The sequence below is a fragment of the Oceanihabitans sediminis genome, from assembly GCF_003337215.1.
GTDB lineage: Bacteria > Bacteroidota > Bacteroidia > Flavobacteriales > Flavobacteriaceae > Oceanihabitans > Oceanihabitans sediminis.
Genome location: NZ_QPIG01000001.1, coordinates 588,303 through 607,692 on the forward strand (window position 1 = coordinate 588,303; position 19,390 = coordinate 607,692).

A 19,390-nucleotide genomic window follows, 5' to 3' on the forward strand; every position below is an offset into this window, starting at 1 on the left:
TGCTTATTGCTTATTGTCCAGGTTGGGTTGCGGGATATATTTCCATAGGTTTTTTAAATAGATTTTTAATTTTAAAATATTTGATGGTATTACGTTGGTTATATCCAACTACACACTCATTATCCTTTAATTTAAAGGGAAATTCATCCTTAGATGGTATTTGGTTAGCATATTCCGATTCAGGCTCGCTACTCATAATAATATCATTTGTATAATTAGCTTCTGTGATAAAGTTAGCGACATATCCTGGTTTTATTGTTTCTAATTTAGCGTGCATACCTCTAAAATAAACGCTTTCTAGTAAAACATTATTCGTATTATCTTTTACATAAATATGTAAATAAATACCAGAAGCACCACCTTTTACATCTGCAACCCAATGTTGATAGTAACTTTCTGTTATTTCTATTGGAGGGTTTTCTTGAATTAAATATTTATAGGAATTATTGTTTTCTGCATTGTTTTGTTTAACCGAAGAACAATTAAAAAAAGTAACAAAAGACAATAATACAGTCAAAGAAAGAAAACTAGTTTGGATTATTTTCATAACGAATATTAGTTATTTTAAAGATAATAAATCAAATAGTATTCCATAAAAAAACCTCACAGATTGTGAGGTTTTAATTTTGTATTTATAAGAATCCTGTATGTGAAGGAGTTTATTAATTATTTAAAGCTTCTGCTCCACCAACAATCTCTAAGATTTCATTAGTAATAGCTGCTTGACGCGCTTTATTATAAGTTAACTTAAGTTGGTCTCTTAATTCTGTTGCGTTATCTGTTGCTTTATGCATTGCTGTCATACGAGCACCGTGTTCACTAGCAAAAGAATCTCTAATTCCTTTGTATAATTGTGTTTTTAACGACTTAGGAATTAATTCCTCAACTATTTCTAATTTAGAAGGTTCAAAAATATAATCTGAATTAGTATCTGCTTCTCCTTCAATAGGAACAATTGGTAAAAACTGCTCTGTAGTTACAATTTGTGTAGCTGCATTTTTAAATCTGTTATAAACGATTTCGATTTTATCAAACTCGCCAGCAACAAACTTTTCCATTAGCATTTCTGCTATTTCTGCTACATTATCAAAAGTTAAATCATCAAATATATCACAGTTGTTAGCAATAACTTTGTTTGTCTTATTAAAAGCATCATTTGCTTTTTTACCAATAGCTACATAAGAAACTTCTTGGTTAGCATACTTTTCTGATGTTAATAAGTTTACTTGCTTGATGATGTTTGAGTTAAATGCTCCACATAATCCTCTGTTAGAAGTAACTGCAACAATTAACACTTTTTCTACCTCACGTTGTTCTGCATATTTACTTCCAGAATCTCCTTCTAAAGTAGCACTTAAGCTTTGTAAAAGCTCTGTTAACTTATCTGAATAAGGACGCATTGCTGTAATAGCATCTTGTGCTTTCTTTAACTTTGCAGCAGATACCATTTTCATGGCACTGGTAATCTGCATCGTGGAAGATACTGATGTTATTCTGTTACGTATTTCTTTAAGATTCGCCATTCTTTATTTTATAAAGACTCTTAGACTGTGCTTAGAGTGACATTAATTTAACTTTTAAAATTTAGAGTTATGAGTTTGTTTGCTCATAACTCTAAACTATATTTTTTAAGCTTTATACTTAGCTGAAAGGTCTTTACTTACAGCTACTAATGTATCTGTTACCTCGTCAGTTAATTTTCCTGCTTTAAGAGTATCTAAAATTCCTCTGTGTTTGTTGTTTAAGAATTCGATGTAATCTCTTTCAAATTCTTTTACTTTTTCTACAGGAACGTCTTTTAATAAGTTTTTAGATCCAGCATAAATAATTGCAATTTGATCTTCTACTGTATAAGGATCGTTTTCTGCTTGTTTAAGGATTTCAACGTTACGTTTTCCTTTTTCTATTACGTTTAAAGTAACTGCATCTAAATCTGAACCAAATTTCGCGAAAGCTTCTAACTCACGGAAAGCTGCTTGGTCTAATTTTAATGTACCAGATACTTTCTTCATAGATTTGATCTGTGCGTTACCTCCAACACGAGATACAGAAATACCTACGTTAATTGCTGGACGTACACCAGAGTTAAATAAATCTCCATCTAAGAAGATTTGTCCGTCTGTAATAGAAATTACGTTTGTTGGGATATATGCAGAAACGTCACCCGCTTGTGTTTCAATGATTGGTAAAGCAGTTAAAGAACCACCACCTTTTACCATTGGTTTTAAATTGTCTGGTAAATCGTTCATTTCTCTAGCAATAGCATCGTTGTTGATGATTTTTGCAGAACGCTCTAATAAACGAGAGTGTAAGTAGAAAACGTCACCTGGGTACGCCTCACGTCCTGGTGGACGACGTAATAATAAAGATACCTCACGGTATGCAACTGCTTGTTTAGATAAATCGTCATAGATAATTAAAGCTGGACGACCAGTATCTCTAAAGTACTCTCCAATTGCAGCTCCTGCCATTGGTGCATAAACTTGCATTGGCGCAGGATCTGATGCATTTGCAGCAACAATAGTTGTGTAAGCTAATGCTCCTTTTTCTTCTAATACTTTAGCGATGTTTGCTACTGTAGACGCTTTTTGTCCTACAGCAACATATATACAATATACAGGCTCACCTGCATCGTAAAATTCTTTTTGATTTAAGATAGTATCAATACAAACAGTTGTTTTACCTGTTTGTCTATCTCCAATAACCAACTCACGTTGTCCACGTCCTACAGGAATCATTGCGTCAATAGACTTGATACCTGTTTGTAATGGTTCTGTTACTGGTTCACGATAAATTACTCCTGGAGCTTTACGCTCTAGTGGCATTTGGTAAGTTTCTCCAGTGATTGGTCCTTTACCATCAATTGGATTTCCTAAAGTGTCTACTACACGACCAACAATACCTTCACCTACGTTGATAGATGCGATACGTCCTGTACGTTTAACTGTAGATCCTTCTGCAACTACTTTAGAGTGTCCTAATAGTACGATACCAACATTATCTTGTTCTAGGTTAAGTACAATTCCTTCTAGACCTCCATCAAATTCTACTAACTCACCATATTGTGCGTTAGAAAGTCCGTATGCACGTACAATACCATCACCTACTGTTAATACTGTTCCTACTTCGTCAAGAGAAGCTCCTGCTTCAAACCCTTGTAGTTGTTGTTTTAAGATTGCTGAAATTTCAGCTGGTTTTACTTCTGCCATTTTATTTTAATTTAAAGTAAATTCTCTTTTTAACTTATTTAATTTATTTGCTATACTAGCATTGTATTGTTTATCACCTACTTGTAATATAAACCCACCTAAGATGCTTTCATCTACAATACTTTCTAATACAACACTTTTATTAGTAAGCTCTTTTAATTTTGCAAGTACCTTAGCTTCTAAATCGCTAGTCATTGGTATTGCGGTAGTAACTTTTGCAACTTGTTTTCCGTTTAATTCGTCAAAAAGTTGACTATATTTTGTAGCAACTTGGCCTAAGATATTAATTCTTTTGTTAGTTACTAAAACATCTATTAGCTTTTTTGTAGCTTCATTTAAATCTGGGAAAACTTGTAGTAATATATTTTTCTTAGATTCTGTTTGAATTACAGCGCTATTAAGTGCTTCATTTAAATCTTCATTATCTGATATAGTTACAGCAATTAATTGCATGTCATTATTAACAACATCTGCTAATTTTTGATCTGAAGCTAAGCTTAATATTGCTTTTGCGTAACGTATTGCTGCTCTTGATTCTGCCATAGCCTATCTTTAATCCTTTTTCTTTTGCGTTAAATAAAAGAGAAAAGGACTTCGTTTTAATTTATAATTAGTTTAATGTTGCTTCACTTAACATAGACTCTACAAGTTTCGCTTGCTTGTCTTTGTTAGATAATTCTTCACGAACTACTTTCTCCGCAATCTCTATAGAAAGATTTGCTACTTGAGATTTTAATTCTGCAACAGCTGCTTTCTTTTCGTTTTCTATTGCTAGTTGAGCATTAGAAACCATTTTGTTTGCTTCTTCTTGCGCTTGCGTTTTTGCATCCTCGATCATCTTTTCTTTCATCTCGCGCGCTTCTTTAAGCATAGACTCACGTTCTGCACGTGCTTCTTTTAATAACTTTTCGTTATTAGCTTGTAGGTTTTGCATTTCAAGTTTAGCATTCTCAGCAGATTCTAATGCTTCTTGAATACCATCTTCTCTTGTTTGTAAGGCATCTAAAATAGGTTTCCATGCGAATACTCTCATTAATACAATTACTATTAATAAGATAAGTGCCTGCATAAAGAACAAGCCTACCGAAAAATCATTTAATAAAGTTTCCATTATATATAGATTATTAAAATTCTCTTTTTTTTGTTTAATTTAAAACAGTTTCTGCAACCAACCGTTGCAGAAACTTGTTTTTTTCTTTACTGGGAAATTCTTATTTCCCTAGGATTAACGCACCGAATGCTAAACCTTCTAATAAGGCTCCGATGATGATCATCGCAGTTTGGATCTTTCCAGCTGCTTCAGGTTGACGAGCAATACTTTCCATTGCTTTTCCACCAATTTGACCTAGACCGATACCTCCACCGATTACGATAATTCCTGCTCCAATTAAATTGTACATACTAATTTGGTTTTATAAATATTAATTAAACAAATTCTTAATTTAAGCCTAAACACTTTTAGTGTTTCAACTATATAATGAATGCTACAAGTAGCTTTCTTAATTTTTAATGATGCTCGTCGTGCTCTTCTACCGCCATACCAATAAATAACGATGATAACATCGTAAAGATAAAGGCTTGTAAAAAGGCAACTAAAAGCTCAATAAACATGATAAACAATGATAATATTAACGACATTCCTGTAGATGCAACAGGCCCAAAGTCTGCTTTAAGCGAAACCATTAATGCCATTAAGCTCATTACTACGAAGTGACCCGCTGTAATATTTGCAAATAAACGCACTAATAATGAGAAAGGTTTAATAACTACAAAACCTAATAACTCAATAACCGCTAATATTGGTCTTAATATAATAGGTACTCCTGGCATCCATAAGGTATGTGCCCAGAAATCTTTTGTACCACTAAATAAATAAATAACCATAGTGAAAATAGCTAGACATGCTGTAACTGCTATTTGACCTGTAACGTTAAATCCTAACGGAGTTAATCCTAAAATATTTAAGATAAAGATGAAAAAGAATACCGTTAACAAGAAGCCCATAAACTTACGGTACTTTTTATCTCCAATATTTGGTTTTGCGATCTCGTCACGAACATAAATTACTAATGGCTCTAATACTCTAGAAAAACCTTTAGGAACCGTGTTTCCTTTCTTATAACCTCTAGCTAAAGAGCTAAATCCTATTAACATTAACAATCCTGTTAATATCATTCCGAAAACACTTTTAGTAATAGAGAAGTCAATTACTTTAGACGCGTTTGTTGGGTGGTGCGCTTCGTCAAAAGAAAGTGCAGCTGCTCCTTCGTCTAACTCGTATATTTTTGTGTGGTATTTTACTATTTTAGTCCCGTCTTTATCCACAACAACCTCACCATTATCATCGTGGTGAAATTCTGAAGACATAAACGTTTTTAATCCGTTGCTTGTCCAAACAATAACAGGAAGTGGAAAGCCGTAATGTTTTCCAGACGCATTATCTGTATATAAATGAAAGTCGTGAGAATCTTTAAGGTGATGAGCAATAAACTCTCTTATCTCGTCAGGTGAATCTACTAAATTATTTTCAACAACTTCTTCTTGAGCAAACGCTGTGAAAGAAGTTAATGCTAATACGAATACTACTAAAAACTTGATAGATTTTGTTGCTACCATCATATTATTTTCTAACTAATGAAATTAAGCTTTCCTAAATTTTGTGCAAATGTAAGGAATAATTTAAAATGAGAGCCCTTTTTTAATCAAGTTTTTTTCGTTTCAACAAAAACTTAAAATCGCTAAAATTTCAACTCTAACTATTTGCTATTTAATAACTTTGCTATAGCACCTGCTTCTAAAAACAAAAAAAGAAGAAAAGGCACTACTAAACCTACGCGTTCTACTTGAGATAAATCGTCGTTTTCGAAAACTGTAGATTTAAAAATTAACAAGAAAGTTCCTATTTTAAAACACATAAGCATTAGATATGTGTAACCTGCTTGGGTAGGTAAATGCTCTGCCACAAACTCTACTGCTGCATAAATTATTATTACCGCTATAGCTTGAAATATATACACACCTAAAAGTGAGAAACTTAAATCTATACTTATAAGGTTAATATGAACGAAATAACTTATTACAAATAATAGCACTACAGCTATTAGCATAAACACAATACGTTTAATCATCAGAATCTTTATTTGTTAATTTTAATACTTGAAATATTACCGAGCCCATGGAGACAAATACAGCAATAAGGGTTACCACCTTATAATATAATTGGTCTGTGTTGTTAAATTTTACATCTAACCACTCCCCTAGCTTACTTCCTAGATAAATAGTTAAACCCATTTGCAAAGCAATGGATGAAAACCTAACAAACTTATTAAGCTGTTTGGGCTGTTTTTTTTGTGGATTTTTCTCGCTCACCTTGGTTTATATCTTTTAAAGCTCCTTTCATTTTACAAGTTACACTAAATGTAGCACCTGGCTCCACTTCTAACTTTCCTATTACAACTTCTCCTTCAATATATGCTGAAGATTTTAATGTAAGCGTACCCAATAAGGTTAGTTTTCCAGAGAACTTTCCTTCAAAGTAAGCATCTGTTCCGTTTAAGGTTCCTTTTATAACACCACTTTTTCCTACTACAACTTTTCCAGGAGTTTGAATATTTCCTTCAACAGTTCCATCAACTCTTAAATCACCTTCACTAGAAAGATCTCCTGTGATGTTTGTTCCTTGGGCTATGATATTTTGTGATGAAGATCCTGCGTTCGTTTTTTTATTTCTTTTGTTATCTGAAAACATGCTATTAACTTTTTACTATTCTTTGAGGCTTTCTATATAATCTTCTAAATTTTTATGAATCTGAACGATTTTATAATTCTGAGAAGATATGGCTATATGAGGTTTGGTGATTTTAAGTCTATCTTTTTCTTTTAATATATAAGCAAATCCTTTTGCTCCTTCTAAACTTTTCAATCCGTGCACCACCACAAAAGTAGTTTCCGGATTATACACATCTATAGAAGTGCTTAAATCATAATGAGCGATATTGGCAACTACTTCATTAAGGGTTTTAGTGAAATTAGCCACCTCTTCCGTATTCGTTTTATTAAACGAATAGAGTACTTTATAATTATTAGTTGTACTATCTGTTTTAAATTCTTTTACAGCAAGATTAGGTAACACATTTGCAGATATTTCCTGTGCTTGCTGTCCATCCTCTGTATTGGCATAGTTAAGAGCAATAAAATTAATTGCTTTACTATAGGCTTCAAAACCCTGATAACGCCCTAGGGTGGTTGCTTTTAAGAATTCGAATTTAGTTACTATTTCTTCGGCTTCAAAAGCTGTAATATAATCATCTACCTTAGAAAGCACCTCTGCATATTCCTGATTTGTAAACTTAGTATATAGGTTTTTATAGATGTTTTCTGGGCTACCTTCGTCGCTAAAATTTGCAGCATCTGGATTGTTTAAAATAGCAGCATATCTAGATTCCGGATAGTTTGTAGTAATATCATTTTTAGCAATATTAGCTTCAGCATCCTCACCTAATAATTCGTAGATTTTAAATAAATTATATTTTGCTGGAAGCACTAAGTTTTCTTCTGGTTGGTTATTTAAAAGTTGTTTGAATTTATCTTTTGCTAGAGGATATTCTTTAAACTTCTCTTTATAAATTAAACCTAATTGATAGTATGCGTAGTTTCTTCCTTTAGCAATGCTGTCTATTATCTTTTCATCAGAAGGAATTTTATCTAAGTAAAACTGTGGGTCATATAATTCTTCTTCGGAAGCAATTACGCTTTCTGCAACAGAAGTATTTACATTGGTTCCAGTTTTTACGCTATTTGACCATCTCCAATTGTCTTCTAATTCACGGTCTCCCCAAATTTTAGCAAATTCGGTTTTACCATAAGCAACGGTTGTTTGGTTATAAAAATAAAACGAAGATCCTTGTCCCGGAGGCATATTTCCTCTAGAACCTTTTAAATTAGATAATCCGGATGGTTTTTGACCGAAAGAGTTATTGTTTGCAGCAATTAAGCCTTTGCTTCGCTCTGCTGCTGCAAGTCTTTCTTTTTCTTTTTCGGCTTCTACTTTAAGTTTTTCAATATGAGCTTCAAAAAATGTGATTCTATCAGCTTCAGATAAAGAAACAAGATTTAAAATACTATCATTACTTCTTGCAATGTCTTCGTAATAAATTACATCTTCTAGGTTATCTCTTTTTCGTTTTATAAGTCTGTACGGCTTACTATTTGTTACCATATGCAGCATGGTACTATCATAATAAGCTCCTGCCATTTTATACTCAGAAACATCAAAATGCATATCCCCTAAGGTTTGGTAGGTTTTAGCTTTTAAAACATTATCGTTTGTATCGGTTCTTAGAGACTTATTATAGTAAGAAATTGCCAAAGAATCCGATTGGTTTTTTAAATGGTACTCTGCAATTTGATGGTATATTTTATCTAAGAAAGGTCTGTTTTCACGATTTTCTTCTAAGTCTGTAAGTAGCTCTAAAAACTCTAATTTGTTTCCTTCGTTATAATCAAAGTTTTTAGCTTTTTCAATATATGCACTTATATGATAAACTCTTGGCGTTTTTCGGTTAAGTGCAATGACTTTATCAAAGGCAATATTTGCACTGTCCTTATCTCCTAAAGCATTATAAAGCTGCCCCTGGATAAACCTGTATCTTCCGCGTTCATCATTACTTTTTGTTGCTTTTGAAGCAATATCAATTTGGGTTAATGCACTATCAAGAGCTTGTGTATTTATATAAGCTTGAGCTAAAATTGCAGTTGCGTCTGCTAAATCTTGATCTTTTAATGTTTCTTGTTCTAAAAGACGTTTAAGGTTTTTAATAGCTAGTTCATCGTTTTCTAGACGAATATTTGTTTTTTCTCTCCAAATTTTTGCTTTGTTTATTTTATCGCTTGCAGGGTATTTGTATAAAATATAGTTGAAAGACTCTAAGGCAGGAACGAAACGTTGATCGAAATAACGTGCTTGACCAAGTAGTAAATATGCTTCATCAATTTGGTAATTATATTCTTTACCTTGAATATTCATACCGTGTTTTTGAATTGCTTTTACAGCTTTTTCTTCGGCTCTTGTAAAGTTCTGATTTTCACTCTGCCCAGGAAGGGTAACATCTTCTGATATTTGCATTCTCTCTACCGGAAGAATTTCCCAATAATTATCTGTATAGTTTGCGTTTAGGTTTTCTCTACCTTCAGCTAGCGCATTATAACCATTAAAAAGAATGTTATCTCTAGCAGCTAAAGCATGATAGTTTCGACTAATAAAAGTGTTCTTTTTTCTAGAACAGCTAGTTACTAAAGTCATAGAAACTATAATACCTAATATAATTTTATAAGATGTTTTCAAACGTTGGTGTATTTAATCAAATAAATAACTTTAAACTCAGGTAATTATTATAAAAACCGTTGCTATTTTTTAAATAGAAATGGCGAAAAATTACATAAGAACGTAAAAATACGCATCTTTTTTAATTTAGCTATAAAATGAAGGTGTTTTTAGACTGCCTGTGTTCCTGCAAAATAGGACTCTAACTCTTTTAAAGTAGCCTCGCTAGTAACTATATCTTTAATTATTTCTCCTTTTTCTAAAAGAACTATACGCTCACAAACATCGGTAATATGCATTAAATCGTGACTCGATATTAATACGGTTACACCTTGTTCTTGTGCTAGTTCTTTAATAATTTGTTTTAGTTTAATTTGCGTTGTTGGATCAAGGTTTGCAAAAGGTTCATCTAAAATTATTACTTCTGGATTACCTATAAGAGCAGCAACTATTCCTGCTTTCTTTTGGTTTCCTTTACTTAAATCTCTTAGATATTTTTTCTGACCTAGAATTTCGCCATGAAAGAAATCTTCAAATTTTGAAACTAAGGCATCTACATCTGCTTTATTTTGACCACGAAGTTCCCCAATAAAATAGAAATACTCTTCAGGAGTAAGGTAACCTATTAAAAAACTTTCATCAATAAACGAAGAAGTAAAAGGCTTCCATGCTTCACTTTCATGAACCAAAATATTATTATTTTTAATATGCCCAGTTGTTGGCTCAATTAAATCTAACAACAGACTGAAGTAAGTAGTTTTTCCCGCTCCATTATTTCCAACCAAACCAAAGCTCTGACCTTTTGGAATGTCTAGGTTTTCAATATTTAAAACTAAATTTGAATTATATTTTTTAGTAAGATTTGTTGTAGTTATCATGATGTAAAGTTTTAGTTGTCTTGATCGAAAGCATCGATCATTTTATATTTTGAAGCTAGATATTTGTTGGTAATAAAAGTCATTATTTTCTGGTGGAAGATAATTCCGGCAAGCCCTAAGAGTATTAATACCAAAATCCCTATCTCAAAGCTGAAAAAGTAGTTTGCAAGAGCAAAAACTCCTATTGGTAAAATCAATAATGGTAAGCCAATAATCCATTGTACCGCACCTGTGCCTTGAAAATTAAAAGCTGCTCTTTGATTTAAATCAATTTTCTTTCTGTTGAAAGAGCCGCCCAATAAAATCACATAGGTATTTACTCCAATATTATAAATAGCGGCTGCGAAATGGGCTAATAAAATTTTCCATCCAAAATACACATACGGAATACTTAAAACAAAAAGTATAATTACGCTCATAGTCATTAAAGTGTATTTAGATTTTAAGTACTGTTTATACTTAATATTTTGGCTCATTAGCATTTTATAGTAACCACTATCCCATGCCGGAATAAATTGCCCAAAGTTTATAAGAAAAATTCCAGTTACAAATATTCCGACAAAGGCAAATAAGAATTCCATGTCTTGATAAACCGGATTAGGGTAAAAGAATAAACCATATAAAACCCCAAATACCATCAACATTAGAGAAGATTTTGGTCGTTTATTTCTCCAAATTAATTTTAAATCTAGTTGCATAAAAGGTGCAACATCTCCAAAAAACCTTGTCCATTCCATATTAGAAGCATGCACTTCTTGAACTTTAGATTTTAAAGAACTATCTAAAAACAGCTTCTTACGAAGGATTTTAAAATTGAAGTAATATACAACAGCCAAAATTGCTATTGGCACAAGAATAAAAAGCGGATTATTAGCAATTGCTAGAATTCCGTTAGATAAAACATCTGCAAAGTTTATAATTTCAAAATGGTTTAAAGCAAAAAGGGAACCTGCAACAATTATGATAGGCAAAAAAGCTAATTCGGTTTCTGCGGTTAAGCTTTCAATTATAAAATTCAAATAATTAATAATAAGAGTAATTAGCACCATTGCAAGCATCCAAAACGCAATGCTTGAAACATCATAATCATTCACAATAAGTGTTATTCCAAATGGAATGATAGCAAACAAAGGCAGGAAATTAAAAAAGGATAAAGCCGATTTTCCTAAAACAAAATTTACCACTTTTTCTCGTTTTATTGGAAGCGTTAGCAATGGCTTTACACTCATTACTGGTAATTTCTGAAAGAAAAAACGAAGTACTAAATCTCCTAAAATCCAAAAGAAAATAAAACCATTAAAAACGACAAAAGGATCTTTTTCCGGTAATGTTTCTTTTAATAAAGGATACATGGCTACCCCTAAAATTAAAAACATGGCAATAAAATATAAGGCAAAAAATGCCATAATTATTTTAAGTGCAACACTCTTACCAAAACTGGCAGACCTAGTAAATTGCTTCCACTCTAAATCTAAAAAATGTTTTATCATTTGGTTGGGTTTTACACATAAGTAATATTAAAGCCCATTTTGTTACAAACAAAATGCAAATACTAATTATGTTTATTATTTTTACAAAAAAAACTTATGTCGCATTTTCATAAATTAACGGTTAAAAATATACATAGAGAAACAGATAAAGCTGTAAGTATATCTTTTAATGTTCCTGCAGACTTAAAAGAAGCTTTTTCATTTAAAGCAGGTCAATATATAACTCTAAAAACTACTATTGAAGGACACGAAGTAAGAAGAGATTACTCTTTATGCTCATCACCAAAAAGCAACGAATTAAAAGTTGCTGTTAAGGAGGTAGAAGACGGAACCTTTTCTGCCTATGCCAACAATAAATTACAAATTGGAGATACGCTAGAAGTAGCTTCACCTAAAGGAAGATTTGTTTTCACACCAAACGATAAAATCACTAAAAACATTGCTGCATTTGCTGCTGGAAGCGGAATCACTCCTGTTTTAAGCATTATAAAATGTGCCTTAGAAGAAGAAGTTAACAGTAAAGTAATTCTTGTTTACGGAAACAAAACTACAAAAGACACCATGTTCTTAAACGAACTGTTAGAATTACAACACACATATAAAGATCGTTTTTCTATACAATTTGTATTTAGCCAGGCAGATGAAGAAGATTCTATTTTTGGTAGAATTGAAAAAAGCACGGTGAATTATGTCATGAAAAACAAACATAAAAACGTAGAAGTAGATGCTTTTTATCTTTGCGGACCAGAAGCTATGATACATACTGTGAAGGATGTTTTATCAGAACATGAAATTCCAAATGACAGAGTTCATTTTGAACTTTTTAAGGCGGCAAAACAAGAAGCAATTGAAGAAGATTCTAATGTAGCTTCAGGAAGCACAGAAATCACTATTACGGTAGATGACGAAGACTTCACATTTACAATGTCGCAAAAACAATCTATACTAGAAGCAGCTTTAGATGAAGATATAGACGCTCCTTATTCTTGCCAAGGCGGAATTTGCAGTAGCTGTATTGCTAGAATAAAAGAAGGTGAAGCTACTATGAGACAAAATAATATTTTAACCGAAAGCGAATTAGCAGAAGGTTTAGTTTTAACTTGTCAAGCGCAGCCTACCACATCTAAAATCGTTATCGATTACGATGATGTTTAACAGAAAACAAGCTTAATAAAAAAGCCTACTCCAACGAGTAGGCTTTTTTTATTTCTTATTGAGCAAACAACAAGTTATATAATATTATTAATGGTATCTATAATTTTTTTTGGAGGAATACTTCTGCTTGCATCTACATAGTCTTCCGGGAATTTATTCCCATAAACCGAAGTTGGTATTAAAGGAAAGGCTTCCCTGTCTGCAAGTAAAGCATATTCTGCTGGCTGATTAAAAGGTGCAAATCCTGCGTAAGGATGCGTAACTCCCCAAACGGTAATTACTTTTTTTCCCAACATGGCAGCCATGTGTGCATTTCCAGAATCCATAGAAAGCATTATATCTAGATTAGAAATCACATCTAGCTCTTCCTCTAGATTTAACTTACCTGCTAGATTTATGACATTATCATTTTTCTCTTGAAACCCATTAAGAATTTCAACTTCTCTTTTACCGCCACCAAAAAGCAATACTTTATAGTCTTTTGAAAGAGATTCGATAACTTCTTCCATTAAATCTAGTGGATACATCTTACTCTCATGTGCAGCAAAAGGCGCAATTCCAATCCATTTTCGAGTATCTGTACCAGTAATTTCTAATGTTTTAGAACTTAATGTTACACGCTTTGGAAACTCCGGATTTGATAAATCTAAAGAGAAACCTAATTTTCTAAAAACATCGGCATAACGCTCGTGAGTTGTTTTTAATTGCTGAAAAGATTTACCAGAAACCAAAGCTTTCTTTTCTGCCCTACCCTTATCTATTTGTATAAATTTTCTTCCGAAGAAAAATACTTTCAGAATATTAGTTCGTAATACGTTATGCAAATCTGCAACAGCATCAATATCTAGTTTTTTTAATTCTTTTGAAAGTTTATAAAGTCCAAAAACACCTTTATGCTTTCCTTTTAAATCTATAGAAAAAACAGAAACATTTGCTAAACCTCTAAAAAACGGTTTAAAAAACCCACGTGTTAAAACAGTAATTTTTACATCGGGGTGTTGTTGCGTAAATGCTCGCAACACAGGAACTGTCATTGCAGCATCTCCCATTGCAGAAAGCCTAATAACAAGTATATGTTTAGATTTTTTGGGCATATAATTATAAAAAGAAAATCCTGCTTTCGCAGGAATGTATTACTTCTGAGAACGTAAAACTGGGTTTAGTTCATCGTCATTATACATTTTCATTTGCTTGTACACTTTCATGTATTTATCTCCGTTTGCAATATCATTTAATAAAGTATCAATTGCAGTACTTAAATCTACACGTTGCTCTAGTAAAATGTCTAATTTTTTCTGACAAGCTTCTCTATGTGCTTCTGAAGCATCTTCACGAGTAGCTTCTTCATGCATATGGTATACTTTTAGTGCTAAAATAGAAAGTCTATCTACTCCCCAAGCAGGGCTTTCGGTATTAATTGTAGCATTTTCTTTTACAGAAACATCTTTATATTTCTCTAAAAAATAACTATCAATATACTCCACCATATCTGTTCTATCTTGGTTTGAAGCATCAATTTGACGTTTCAGTTTTAAGGCAGCAACAGGATCAATTTGTGGATCTCTAATAATATCTTCATAATGCCATTGTACTGTGTCAATCCAACATTTTCTGTATAATAAATGTTCTAATAAATTAGTGTCTTTGTCATATACATTGGTAAATGGTTGATCAACCGTATTTACTACGTGATATTTTTCAATTACTTCTTGAAATATTTTATTGGCTTTTTCTGAAAACATAATGATAAATTTTAAAGATGTAAATATACTTCTAAATAATTAACTTTACCACTCAAAACAAAATTACAGCTATGCATATTCACAATTTATCTGAAGAAAACTCGATTTTAAACACTTTTATTGCTGAAATAAGAGATGTAAACATTCAAAAGGACAGCATGCGTTTTAGACGAAATATTGAGCGTGTAGGTGAAATTTTAGGATACGAAATGAGTAAATCTTTGCCTTTTAATTCTAAAAATGTAGAAACCCCATTAGGAAACTGCGATATAGATTTACCTGAAAGTGATATTGTTTTATGTTCTATCTTAAGAGCTGGAGTACCATTACACAACGGATTATTAAATTATTTTGATGCTGCAGAAAACGCATTTATTTCGGCATACAGACATCATAAAGAAAATCCGGATACTTTTGAAATTATTGTAGAGTACTTAGCTTGCCCAAGTTTGGAAGGAAAAACATTGATTCTTGCAGACCCTATGCTTGCAACCGGACAATCTATGCTTGCAACTTTTGAAGCCTTAAAACCATTTGGAACTCCAAAAAGCGTGCATTTAATCAGTATTGTTGGAGCACAAGAAGGTGTTGATTATGTTAGTAAGAATTTTGCCGAAGATACCCATTTATGGATTGCAACAATAGACCCTAAACTAAACGACAAAGGCTATATTGTACCAGGAATAGGCGATGCAGGAGATTTAGCTTACGGACAAAAAGTTCAGCACTAAAAATACGATTGGGGTAATTAATAGTACACTAAAAAACACCTCTTTAATCCATTTCTGTTTTATTAACTCTATATAATTAGCAATCACAATTACTAAAGGAGCAAATAGAAACAGAAAATCACTTCCGTTTTTATTCGGGGAAATTAAAATGATTACTACGGCAATAAACATACCTGCAAAAACGACCTTAAATCCAGGCCTTAACCCGCTAGTTTTCATTTTAATACTAGACACATAAGAAAAAGAAGACCATAAACCAAAAACCAACATAATTGCAGTTGAAACTATATACTGCAATGTATTATAGACACTTAAATCTAGGCATATAGCATGATTCACTTTAAAAAAACGAAAATAACCATCATGCATCACTATAGAAGCCCCAACACATAAAATAAACAAGGTCATTAATCCCACAAAAGGGATTACCCAATGTTTTATATTATCATCTGAATGAAACAATAAGATTAAAGGAATAAGCAGAAAAAATAAAATTGCCCAAAAGTAAAATAAGGCTGCAATACCAATTAACATTGCTGCATCAAACAACTTTGCTTTAACTCTTTTTTTTGTTCGTAAGCTTACTAATCGTCTAACTGCCAATAAAATAAAAAAGTTAGCCCATATAACTTTTGCACTAAACAAAGATTCAGGTAGCAAAAGTAGAAAGAAGCTAAAAAGGACAATTTCAAGATTACTCTTTGGAGTTAAATCGTTTTTAGAAGCAATAAAATTCAGTACCAAAATAGAGAAATAAAGCCCTAAAAAAGTTATCACCTGTTCAAAAATAAACATACTAGATACTGGCGCATCTATATGCTTAAATTTGATTGTTAAAAATGCTAAAGCAGTAATAACAAAAACAATTAAAAAATTAATTGGTTTAGATTTACTGAAAATACTTGTAATCATGAACCCTTTTTGTATTTTTGCATTGTAAATATACTATTATTACTATTATGAAAGACTTCTTATACGCAATTCAGGATTTATTTGTGGATGTATTATTTGCTCCTATTGATGCTTTAGTAGCATTAGAATTAGAGAATTGGTTTGCTGCAAACATCTTTTCTTGGATTTTTATTCTTATTGGATTTGTTGCCATGGTTTATTGGATGATGCAATTAAGAAAATTTGACAAGAATAACGAAGAGGATAAAAGTATCTCTTCGCATTCTTTTTTATAAGATTTTATAAGTCAAATCCAATATCTTTACGATAATACATCTTATCAAAATGTAGTTTTTCTATACTTTGGTAAGATTTTTTTATGGCCTCTTTGTAGGTATCTCCGTAGCTAGTAATTGCCATTACACGCCCTCCAGAAGTCACTATCTTATCATTTTCTAGTTTTGCTCCGGCATGAAAAGCTATAGAATCTGTAATGTTTTCTACACCAGAAATTTCTTTTCCTTTTTCATAAGCTTCCGGGTAACCACCAGACACTAACATTACTGTTGTTGCTGCTCTTTCATCAATTTCAATAGCAACTTTATCTAAAGTCTGATTGGCTATAGCTTGAAATATTTCAACTAAATCATTTTTAAGTCTAGGCAAAACCACTTCGGTTTCTGGGTCTCCCATTCTAACGTTATACTCGATAACCTTAGGGTCGTCACCAACTTTAATTAAGCCTATAAAAACGAAACCTTTATAAGGTAAGTTATCTTTTTGTAAGCCAGAAATAGTAGGCTTTACAATACGCTCTTCAATTTTATTTAAAAATGCTTCTGTAACAAAAGGAACTGGAGAAACCGCTCCCATTCCACCGGTATTTAATCCTGTATCTCCTTCTCCTATTCGTTTATAATCTTTTGCCGTTGGAAGGATTTTGTAGTTTTTTCCGTCTGTAAGTACAAAGCAACTAAGTTCTATTCCGTCAAGAAACTCTTCAATCACCACTTTATTACTTGCTGTACCAAATTTTGCATCTACCAACATGCTTTTTAGTTCTGCTTTAGCCTCTTCTAAGCTATTTAGAATTAAAACACCTTTACCTGCTGCTAATCCGTCTGCTTTTAAAACATACGGAGGGTTTAAAGTTTCTAAAAAAGCATAACCTTCTTGTACATTGCTAGCATCAAAACTTTGGTAAGCTGCAGTTGGAATGTTATGTCTGTACATAAATTCTTTTGCAAACTCCTTGCTTCCTTCTAATTCTGCTGCGGCTTTTTCAGGACCTATAACAGAAACATGCTTTAAGTCGGCATCGTTTAAAAAGAAATCATGAACCCCTTGTACTAAAGGATCTTCTGGCCCCACAACAACCATGTTTATTTCTTTTTCTAAAACTAAGGTTTTAATAGCTTGAAAATCTGTAACTCCAATATTCACATTGGTAGCAATTTTAGCTGTTCCGGAGTTTCCAGGAGCAACATAAAGGTTTTTACATAAAGGGCTTTGAGAAATTTTCCAGGCAAAAGTATGCTCTCTTCCGCCAGAACCAAGAATTAAAATTGTCATGTTGTTTTTTGTTTGTTCAAAAATAAAACTAATGCTTCGATTACACGAATATTTTTTATTTACTTTACAAAAATATCTTTTACAGTTGAATTTATTTGATCTTTCTTTAAAATTAAATGGCTTTCCTATTTCGAAGGCTAGACTTGCTTTAGAGGAAATTCAAAATATAAAGGATACAGACTTTGAAGCCTATATCTTTCAAAAAAGAAAAGAGATTTTAGATTATCATCTTCAAAATAATTCCTTCTATAAAGAAATTATAAAAAACGCTGATATTAAAGATTGGAAGGATGTTCCTGTAATGACAAAACGGGATGTACAGCGCCCTTTAGAACAAAGACTTTCTAAAGGATTTTCAACCAAAAACGTATATATAAGTAATACCTCAGGCGCTTCTGGAGATCCTTTTTTCTATGCAAAAGACAACTTTTGCCATGCCTTAACTTGGTCTATTATTCAAAATAGATTTGGTTGGTTTGATATTGATTTTAACAAATCGAAACAAGCACGATTTTACGGAATTCCCTTAGACAAAAAAGGGTATTATAAAGAGAGGCTTAAAGACGCATTAGGCAATAGGTATCGCTTTTCTGTTTTTGATTTAAGTGATACAGCTTTTGAAAAATGCTTGGAGAAATTCAAAAAAACGCCTTTTGATTACATCAATGGTTACACTAGTAGCATTGTACAATTTGCAAAATTCCTTAAAAAGAAAAACCTCATCCTCACAACTGTTTGTCCTAGATTAAAAGCCTGCGTAGTAACTTCTGAAATGCTTTTTGAAGAAGACAAAAAACTGTTAGAAAAACAACTTAATGTACCGGTTATTAACGAATATGGTGTTTCGGAAATAGATTTAATCGCGTTTCAAAACCCAGAAGATATCTGGCAAGTAAACAGCGAAACTACGTATGTAGAAATATTAGATGAGAACGACCATATTTTACCATATGGAGAAGAGGGCCGAATTGTAGTTACATCTCTTTATAACAAGGCACATCCGTTTATACGCTATGATAGTGGAGACATTGGGATCTTAAGTAAAGAGAGTACAATGCAAAAACCTATTCTTGAGAAACTAATTGGTAGGACCAATGATATTGCCATTTTACCTAGCGGAAAAAAAGCGGCAGGATTAACTTTTTATTATATTACTAAAAGCATTATTGAGGACGACGGAAAAGTAAGAGAGTTTATTATAGAACAACATAAAATAGACACTTTTAAAGTTATTTACGCGAGTTCAGAGGTGATTTCTAAAGATAAAATAGAAAAGATAAAATCTGAAATGGAAAACTATCTAGAAAAAGGGCTAAAGGTTATTTTTGAGAGACAAGATATGATTAAGCGATCTAAAAGTGGAAAACTGAAACAATTTACATCCTTTATTAATTAATATA

The 19,390-nt window shown here is 32.2% G+C and carries 21 protein-coding genes; 4 read left to right on the forward strand and 17 right to left on the reverse strand.

All coding sequences use genetic code 11. The features are described 5' to 3' along the window. Positions 1-10: 10 nt before the first annotated feature. The 13 genes from DU428_RS02645 to DU428_RS02705 form a co-directional block, all read right to left on the reverse strand. On the reverse strand, positions 11-547 hold the full coding sequence (locus tag DU428_RS02645; protein ID WP_072347927.1) for a hypothetical protein: 537 nt from the start codon (positions 545-547) through the stop codon (positions 11-13). 115 nt (positions 548-662) lie between these two features. Beyond that, on the reverse strand, positions 663-1,523 hold the full coding sequence (atpG, locus tag DU428_RS02650) for an ATP synthase F1 subunit gamma (protein ID WP_113965736.1): 861 nt from the start codon (positions 1,521-1,523) through the stop codon (positions 663-665). Positions 1,524-1,628: 105 nt separating this feature from the next. Continuing rightward, on the reverse strand, positions 1,629-3,209 hold the full coding sequence (gene atpA / locus DU428_RS02655) for a F0F1 ATP synthase subunit alpha (RefSeq protein WP_072347923.1): 1,581 nt from the start codon (positions 3,207-3,209) through the stop codon (positions 1,629-1,631). A 6-nt stretch (positions 3,210-3,215) separates the two neighbouring features. Beyond that, positions 3,216-3,752 carry an ATP synthase F1 subunit delta gene (atpH, locus tag DU428_RS02660; RefSeq protein WP_072347921.1) on the reverse strand — a complete coding sequence of 179 codons (537 nt, stop codon included), beginning with the start codon at positions 3,750-3,752 and terminating at the stop codon, positions 3,216-3,218. A gap of 67 nt (positions 3,753-3,819) precedes the next feature. Next, the gene (locus tag DU428_RS02665) at positions 3,820-4,320 is read right to left on the reverse strand and encodes a F0F1 ATP synthase subunit B (protein WP_072347919.1); all 501 of its coding nucleotides are present in this window, start codon (positions 4,318-4,320) and stop codon (positions 3,820-3,822) included. Between the two features lie 100 nt (positions 4,321-4,420). After that, positions 4,421-4,609, reverse strand: a complete 189-nt coding sequence (gene atpE / locus DU428_RS02670; RefSeq protein ID WP_072347917.1) for an ATP synthase F0 subunit C — start codon at positions 4,607-4,609, stop codon at positions 4,421-4,423. Between the two features lie 106 nt (positions 4,610-4,715). Then, entirely contained in the window at positions 4,716-5,828 is a 1,113-nt protein-coding gene (atpB, locus tag DU428_RS02675) for a F0F1 ATP synthase subunit A (protein ID WP_072347915.1), read from the reverse strand. Positions 5,829-5,965: 137 nt separating this feature from the next. After that, the gene (locus tag DU428_RS02680; protein WP_113965737.1) at positions 5,966-6,337 is read right to left on the reverse strand and encodes a DUF6168 family protein; all 372 of its coding nucleotides are present in this window, start codon (positions 6,335-6,337) and stop codon (positions 5,966-5,968) included. After that, positions 6,330-6,578: an AtpZ/AtpI family protein gene (locus tag DU428_RS02685; protein ID WP_072347913.1), complete on the reverse strand. Its 249-nt coding sequence runs from the start codon at positions 6,576-6,578 to the stop codon at positions 6,330-6,332. Before DU428_RS02685 ends, DU428_RS02680 begins: the two co-directional genes overlap by 8 nt. Next, entirely contained in the window at positions 6,535-6,957 is a 423-nt protein-coding gene (locus tag DU428_RS02690) for a bactofilin family protein (protein WP_113965738.1), read from the reverse strand. The genes DU428_RS02685 and DU428_RS02690 overlap by 44 nt, the downstream gene beginning before the upstream one ends. Positions 6,958-6,972: 15 nt before the next feature. Further along, complete coding sequence (porW, locus tag DU428_RS02695; protein WP_317047493.1) at positions 6,973-9,552, reverse strand: type IX secretion system periplasmic lipoprotein PorW/SprE; 2,580 nt, start codon at positions 9,550-9,552, stop codon at positions 6,973-6,975. 149 nt (positions 9,553-9,701) lie between these two features. After that, the gene (locus DU428_RS02700; RefSeq protein ID WP_113965739.1) at positions 9,702-10,409 is read right to left on the reverse strand and encodes an ABC transporter ATP-binding protein; all 708 of its coding nucleotides are present in this window, start codon (positions 10,407-10,409) and stop codon (positions 9,702-9,704) included. 11 nt (positions 10,410-10,420) lie between these two features. Further along, positions 10,421-11,899 carry a DUF5687 family protein gene (locus tag DU428_RS02705; protein ID WP_113965740.1) on the reverse strand — a complete coding sequence of 493 codons (1,479 nt, stop codon included), beginning with the start codon at positions 11,897-11,899 and terminating at the stop codon, positions 10,421-10,423. Between the two features lie 96 nt (positions 11,900-11,995). Between DU428_RS02705 and DU428_RS02710 the strand changes: the two genes are divergently transcribed. After that, a complete protein-coding gene (locus DU428_RS02710; protein WP_113965741.1) occupies positions 11,996-13,054 on the forward strand; it encodes a ferredoxin--NADP reductase in 1,059 nt (352 codons plus the stop codon). Positions 13,055-13,128: 74 nt separating this feature from the next. Here the strand turns inward: DU428_RS02710 and DU428_RS02715 are convergent, their stop codons facing one another. Together DU428_RS02715 and DU428_RS02720 are read right to left on the reverse strand one after the other, a co-directional pair. Next, the gene (locus DU428_RS02715) at positions 13,129-14,148 is read right to left on the reverse strand and encodes a glycosyltransferase family 9 protein (RefSeq protein ID WP_243633437.1); all 1,020 of its coding nucleotides are present in this window, start codon (positions 14,146-14,148) and stop codon (positions 13,129-13,131) included. A gap of 39 nt (positions 14,149-14,187) precedes the next feature. Further along, on the reverse strand, positions 14,188-14,796 hold the full coding sequence (locus tag DU428_RS02720) for a DUF4254 domain-containing protein (RefSeq protein ID WP_113965742.1): 609 nt from the start codon (positions 14,794-14,796) through the stop codon (positions 14,188-14,190). 71 nt (positions 14,797-14,867) lie between these two features. Between DU428_RS02720 and upp the strand changes: the two genes are divergently transcribed. Next, the gene (upp, locus tag DU428_RS02725) at positions 14,868-15,527 is read left to right on the forward strand and encodes a uracil phosphoribosyltransferase (protein ID WP_113965743.1); all 660 of its coding nucleotides are present in this window, start codon (positions 14,868-14,870) and stop codon (positions 15,525-15,527) included. Here upp and DU428_RS02730 read toward each other — a convergent pair. Continuing rightward, the gene (locus DU428_RS02730) at positions 15,498-16,439 is read right to left on the reverse strand and encodes a DUF6427 family protein (protein WP_113965744.1); all 942 of its coding nucleotides are present in this window, start codon (positions 16,437-16,439) and stop codon (positions 15,498-15,500) included. The genes upp and DU428_RS02730 overlap by 30 nt on opposite strands. 47 nt (positions 16,440-16,486) lie before the next feature. On the opposite strand from DU428_RS02730, the gene DU428_RS02735 reads away from it, so the two are divergent. After that, on the forward strand, positions 16,487-16,714 hold the full coding sequence (locus DU428_RS02735) for a DUF6341 family protein (RefSeq protein ID WP_072347894.1): 228 nt from the start codon (positions 16,487-16,489) through the stop codon (positions 16,712-16,714). A gap of 4 nt (positions 16,715-16,718) precedes the next feature. On the opposite strand, the gene purD is transcribed toward DU428_RS02735, so the two are convergent. Further along, on the reverse strand, positions 16,719-17,990 hold the full coding sequence (purD, locus tag DU428_RS02740) for a phosphoribosylamine--glycine ligase (protein WP_113965745.1): 1,272 nt from the start codon (positions 17,988-17,990) through the stop codon (positions 16,719-16,721). A gap of 85 nt (positions 17,991-18,075) precedes the next feature. Here purD and DU428_RS02745 point away from each other — a divergent pair, with 85 nt between their 5' ends. Then, a complete protein-coding gene (locus tag DU428_RS02745) occupies positions 18,076-19,386 on the forward strand; it encodes a phenylacetate--CoA ligase family protein (protein ID WP_113965900.1) in 1,311 nt (436 codons plus the stop codon). Positions 19,387-19,390: the final 4 nt, after the last annotated feature.

Excerpts from the sequence above, each read along its gene's own strand:
- DU428_RS02680 (WP_113965737.1), bottom strand. The coding sequence starts at position 6,337 with ATGATTAAACGTATTGTGTTTATGCTAATAGCTGTAGTGCTATTATTT.
- DU428_RS02645 (WP_072347927.1), bottom strand. The coding sequence starts at position 547 with ATGAAAATAATCCAAACTAGTTTTCTTTCTTTGACTGTATTATTGTCT.
- DU428_RS02665 (WP_072347919.1), bottom strand. The coding sequence starts at position 4,320 with ATGGAAACTTTATTAAATGATTTTTCGGTAGGCTTGTTCTTTATGCAG.
- purD (WP_113965745.1), bottom strand. The coding sequence starts at position 17,990 with ATGACAATTTTAATTCTTGGTTCTGGCGGAAGAGAGCATACTTTTGCC.
- DU428_RS02710 (WP_113965741.1), top strand. The coding sequence starts at position 11,996 with ATGTCGCATTTTCATAAATTAACGGTTAAAAATATACATAGAGAAACA.
- upp (WP_113965743.1), top strand. The coding sequence starts at position 14,868 with ATGCATATTCACAATTTATCTGAAGAAAACTCGATTTTAAACACTTTT.
- DU428_RS02700 (WP_113965739.1), bottom strand. The coding sequence starts at position 10,409 with ATGATAACTACAACAAATCTTACTAAAAAATATAATTCAAATTTAGTT.
- atpG (WP_113965736.1), bottom strand. The coding sequence starts at position 1,523 with ATGGCGAATCTTAAAGAAATACGTAACAGAATAACATCAGTATCTTCC.
- atpH (WP_072347921.1), bottom strand. The coding sequence starts at position 3,752 with ATGGCAGAATCAAGAGCAGCAATACGTTACGCAAAAGCAATATTAAGC.
- DU428_RS02735 (WP_072347894.1), top strand. The coding sequence starts at position 16,487 with ATGAAAGACTTCTTATACGCAATTCAGGATTTATTTGTGGATGTATTA.
- DU428_RS02715 (WP_243633437.1), bottom strand. The coding sequence starts at position 14,148 with ATGCCCAAAAAATCTAAACATATACTTGTTATTAGGCTTTCTGCAATG.
- DU428_RS02720 (WP_113965742.1), bottom strand. The coding sequence starts at position 14,796 with ATGTTTTCAGAAAAAGCCAATAAAATATTTCAAGAAGTAATTGAAAAA.
- atpA (WP_072347923.1), bottom strand. The coding sequence starts at position 3,209 with ATGGCAGAAGTAAAACCAGCTGAAATTTCAGCAATCTTAAAACAACAA.
- atpE (WP_072347917.1), bottom strand. The coding sequence starts at position 4,609 with ATGTACAATTTAATTGGAGCAGGAATTATCGTAATCGGTGGAGGTATC.
- DU428_RS02690 (WP_113965738.1), bottom strand. The coding sequence starts at position 6,957 with ATGTTTTCAGATAACAAAAGAAATAAAAAAACGAACGCAGGATCTTCA.
- DU428_RS02705 (WP_113965740.1), bottom strand. The coding sequence starts at position 11,899 with ATGATAAAACATTTTTTAGATTTAGAGTGGAAGCAATTTACTAGGTCT.
- DU428_RS02730 (WP_113965744.1), bottom strand. The coding sequence starts at position 16,439 with ATGATTACAAGTATTTTCAGTAAATCTAAACCAATTAATTTTTTAATT.
- atpB (WP_072347915.1), bottom strand. The coding sequence starts at position 5,828 with ATGATGGTAGCAACAAAATCTATCAAGTTTTTAGTAGTATTCGTATTA.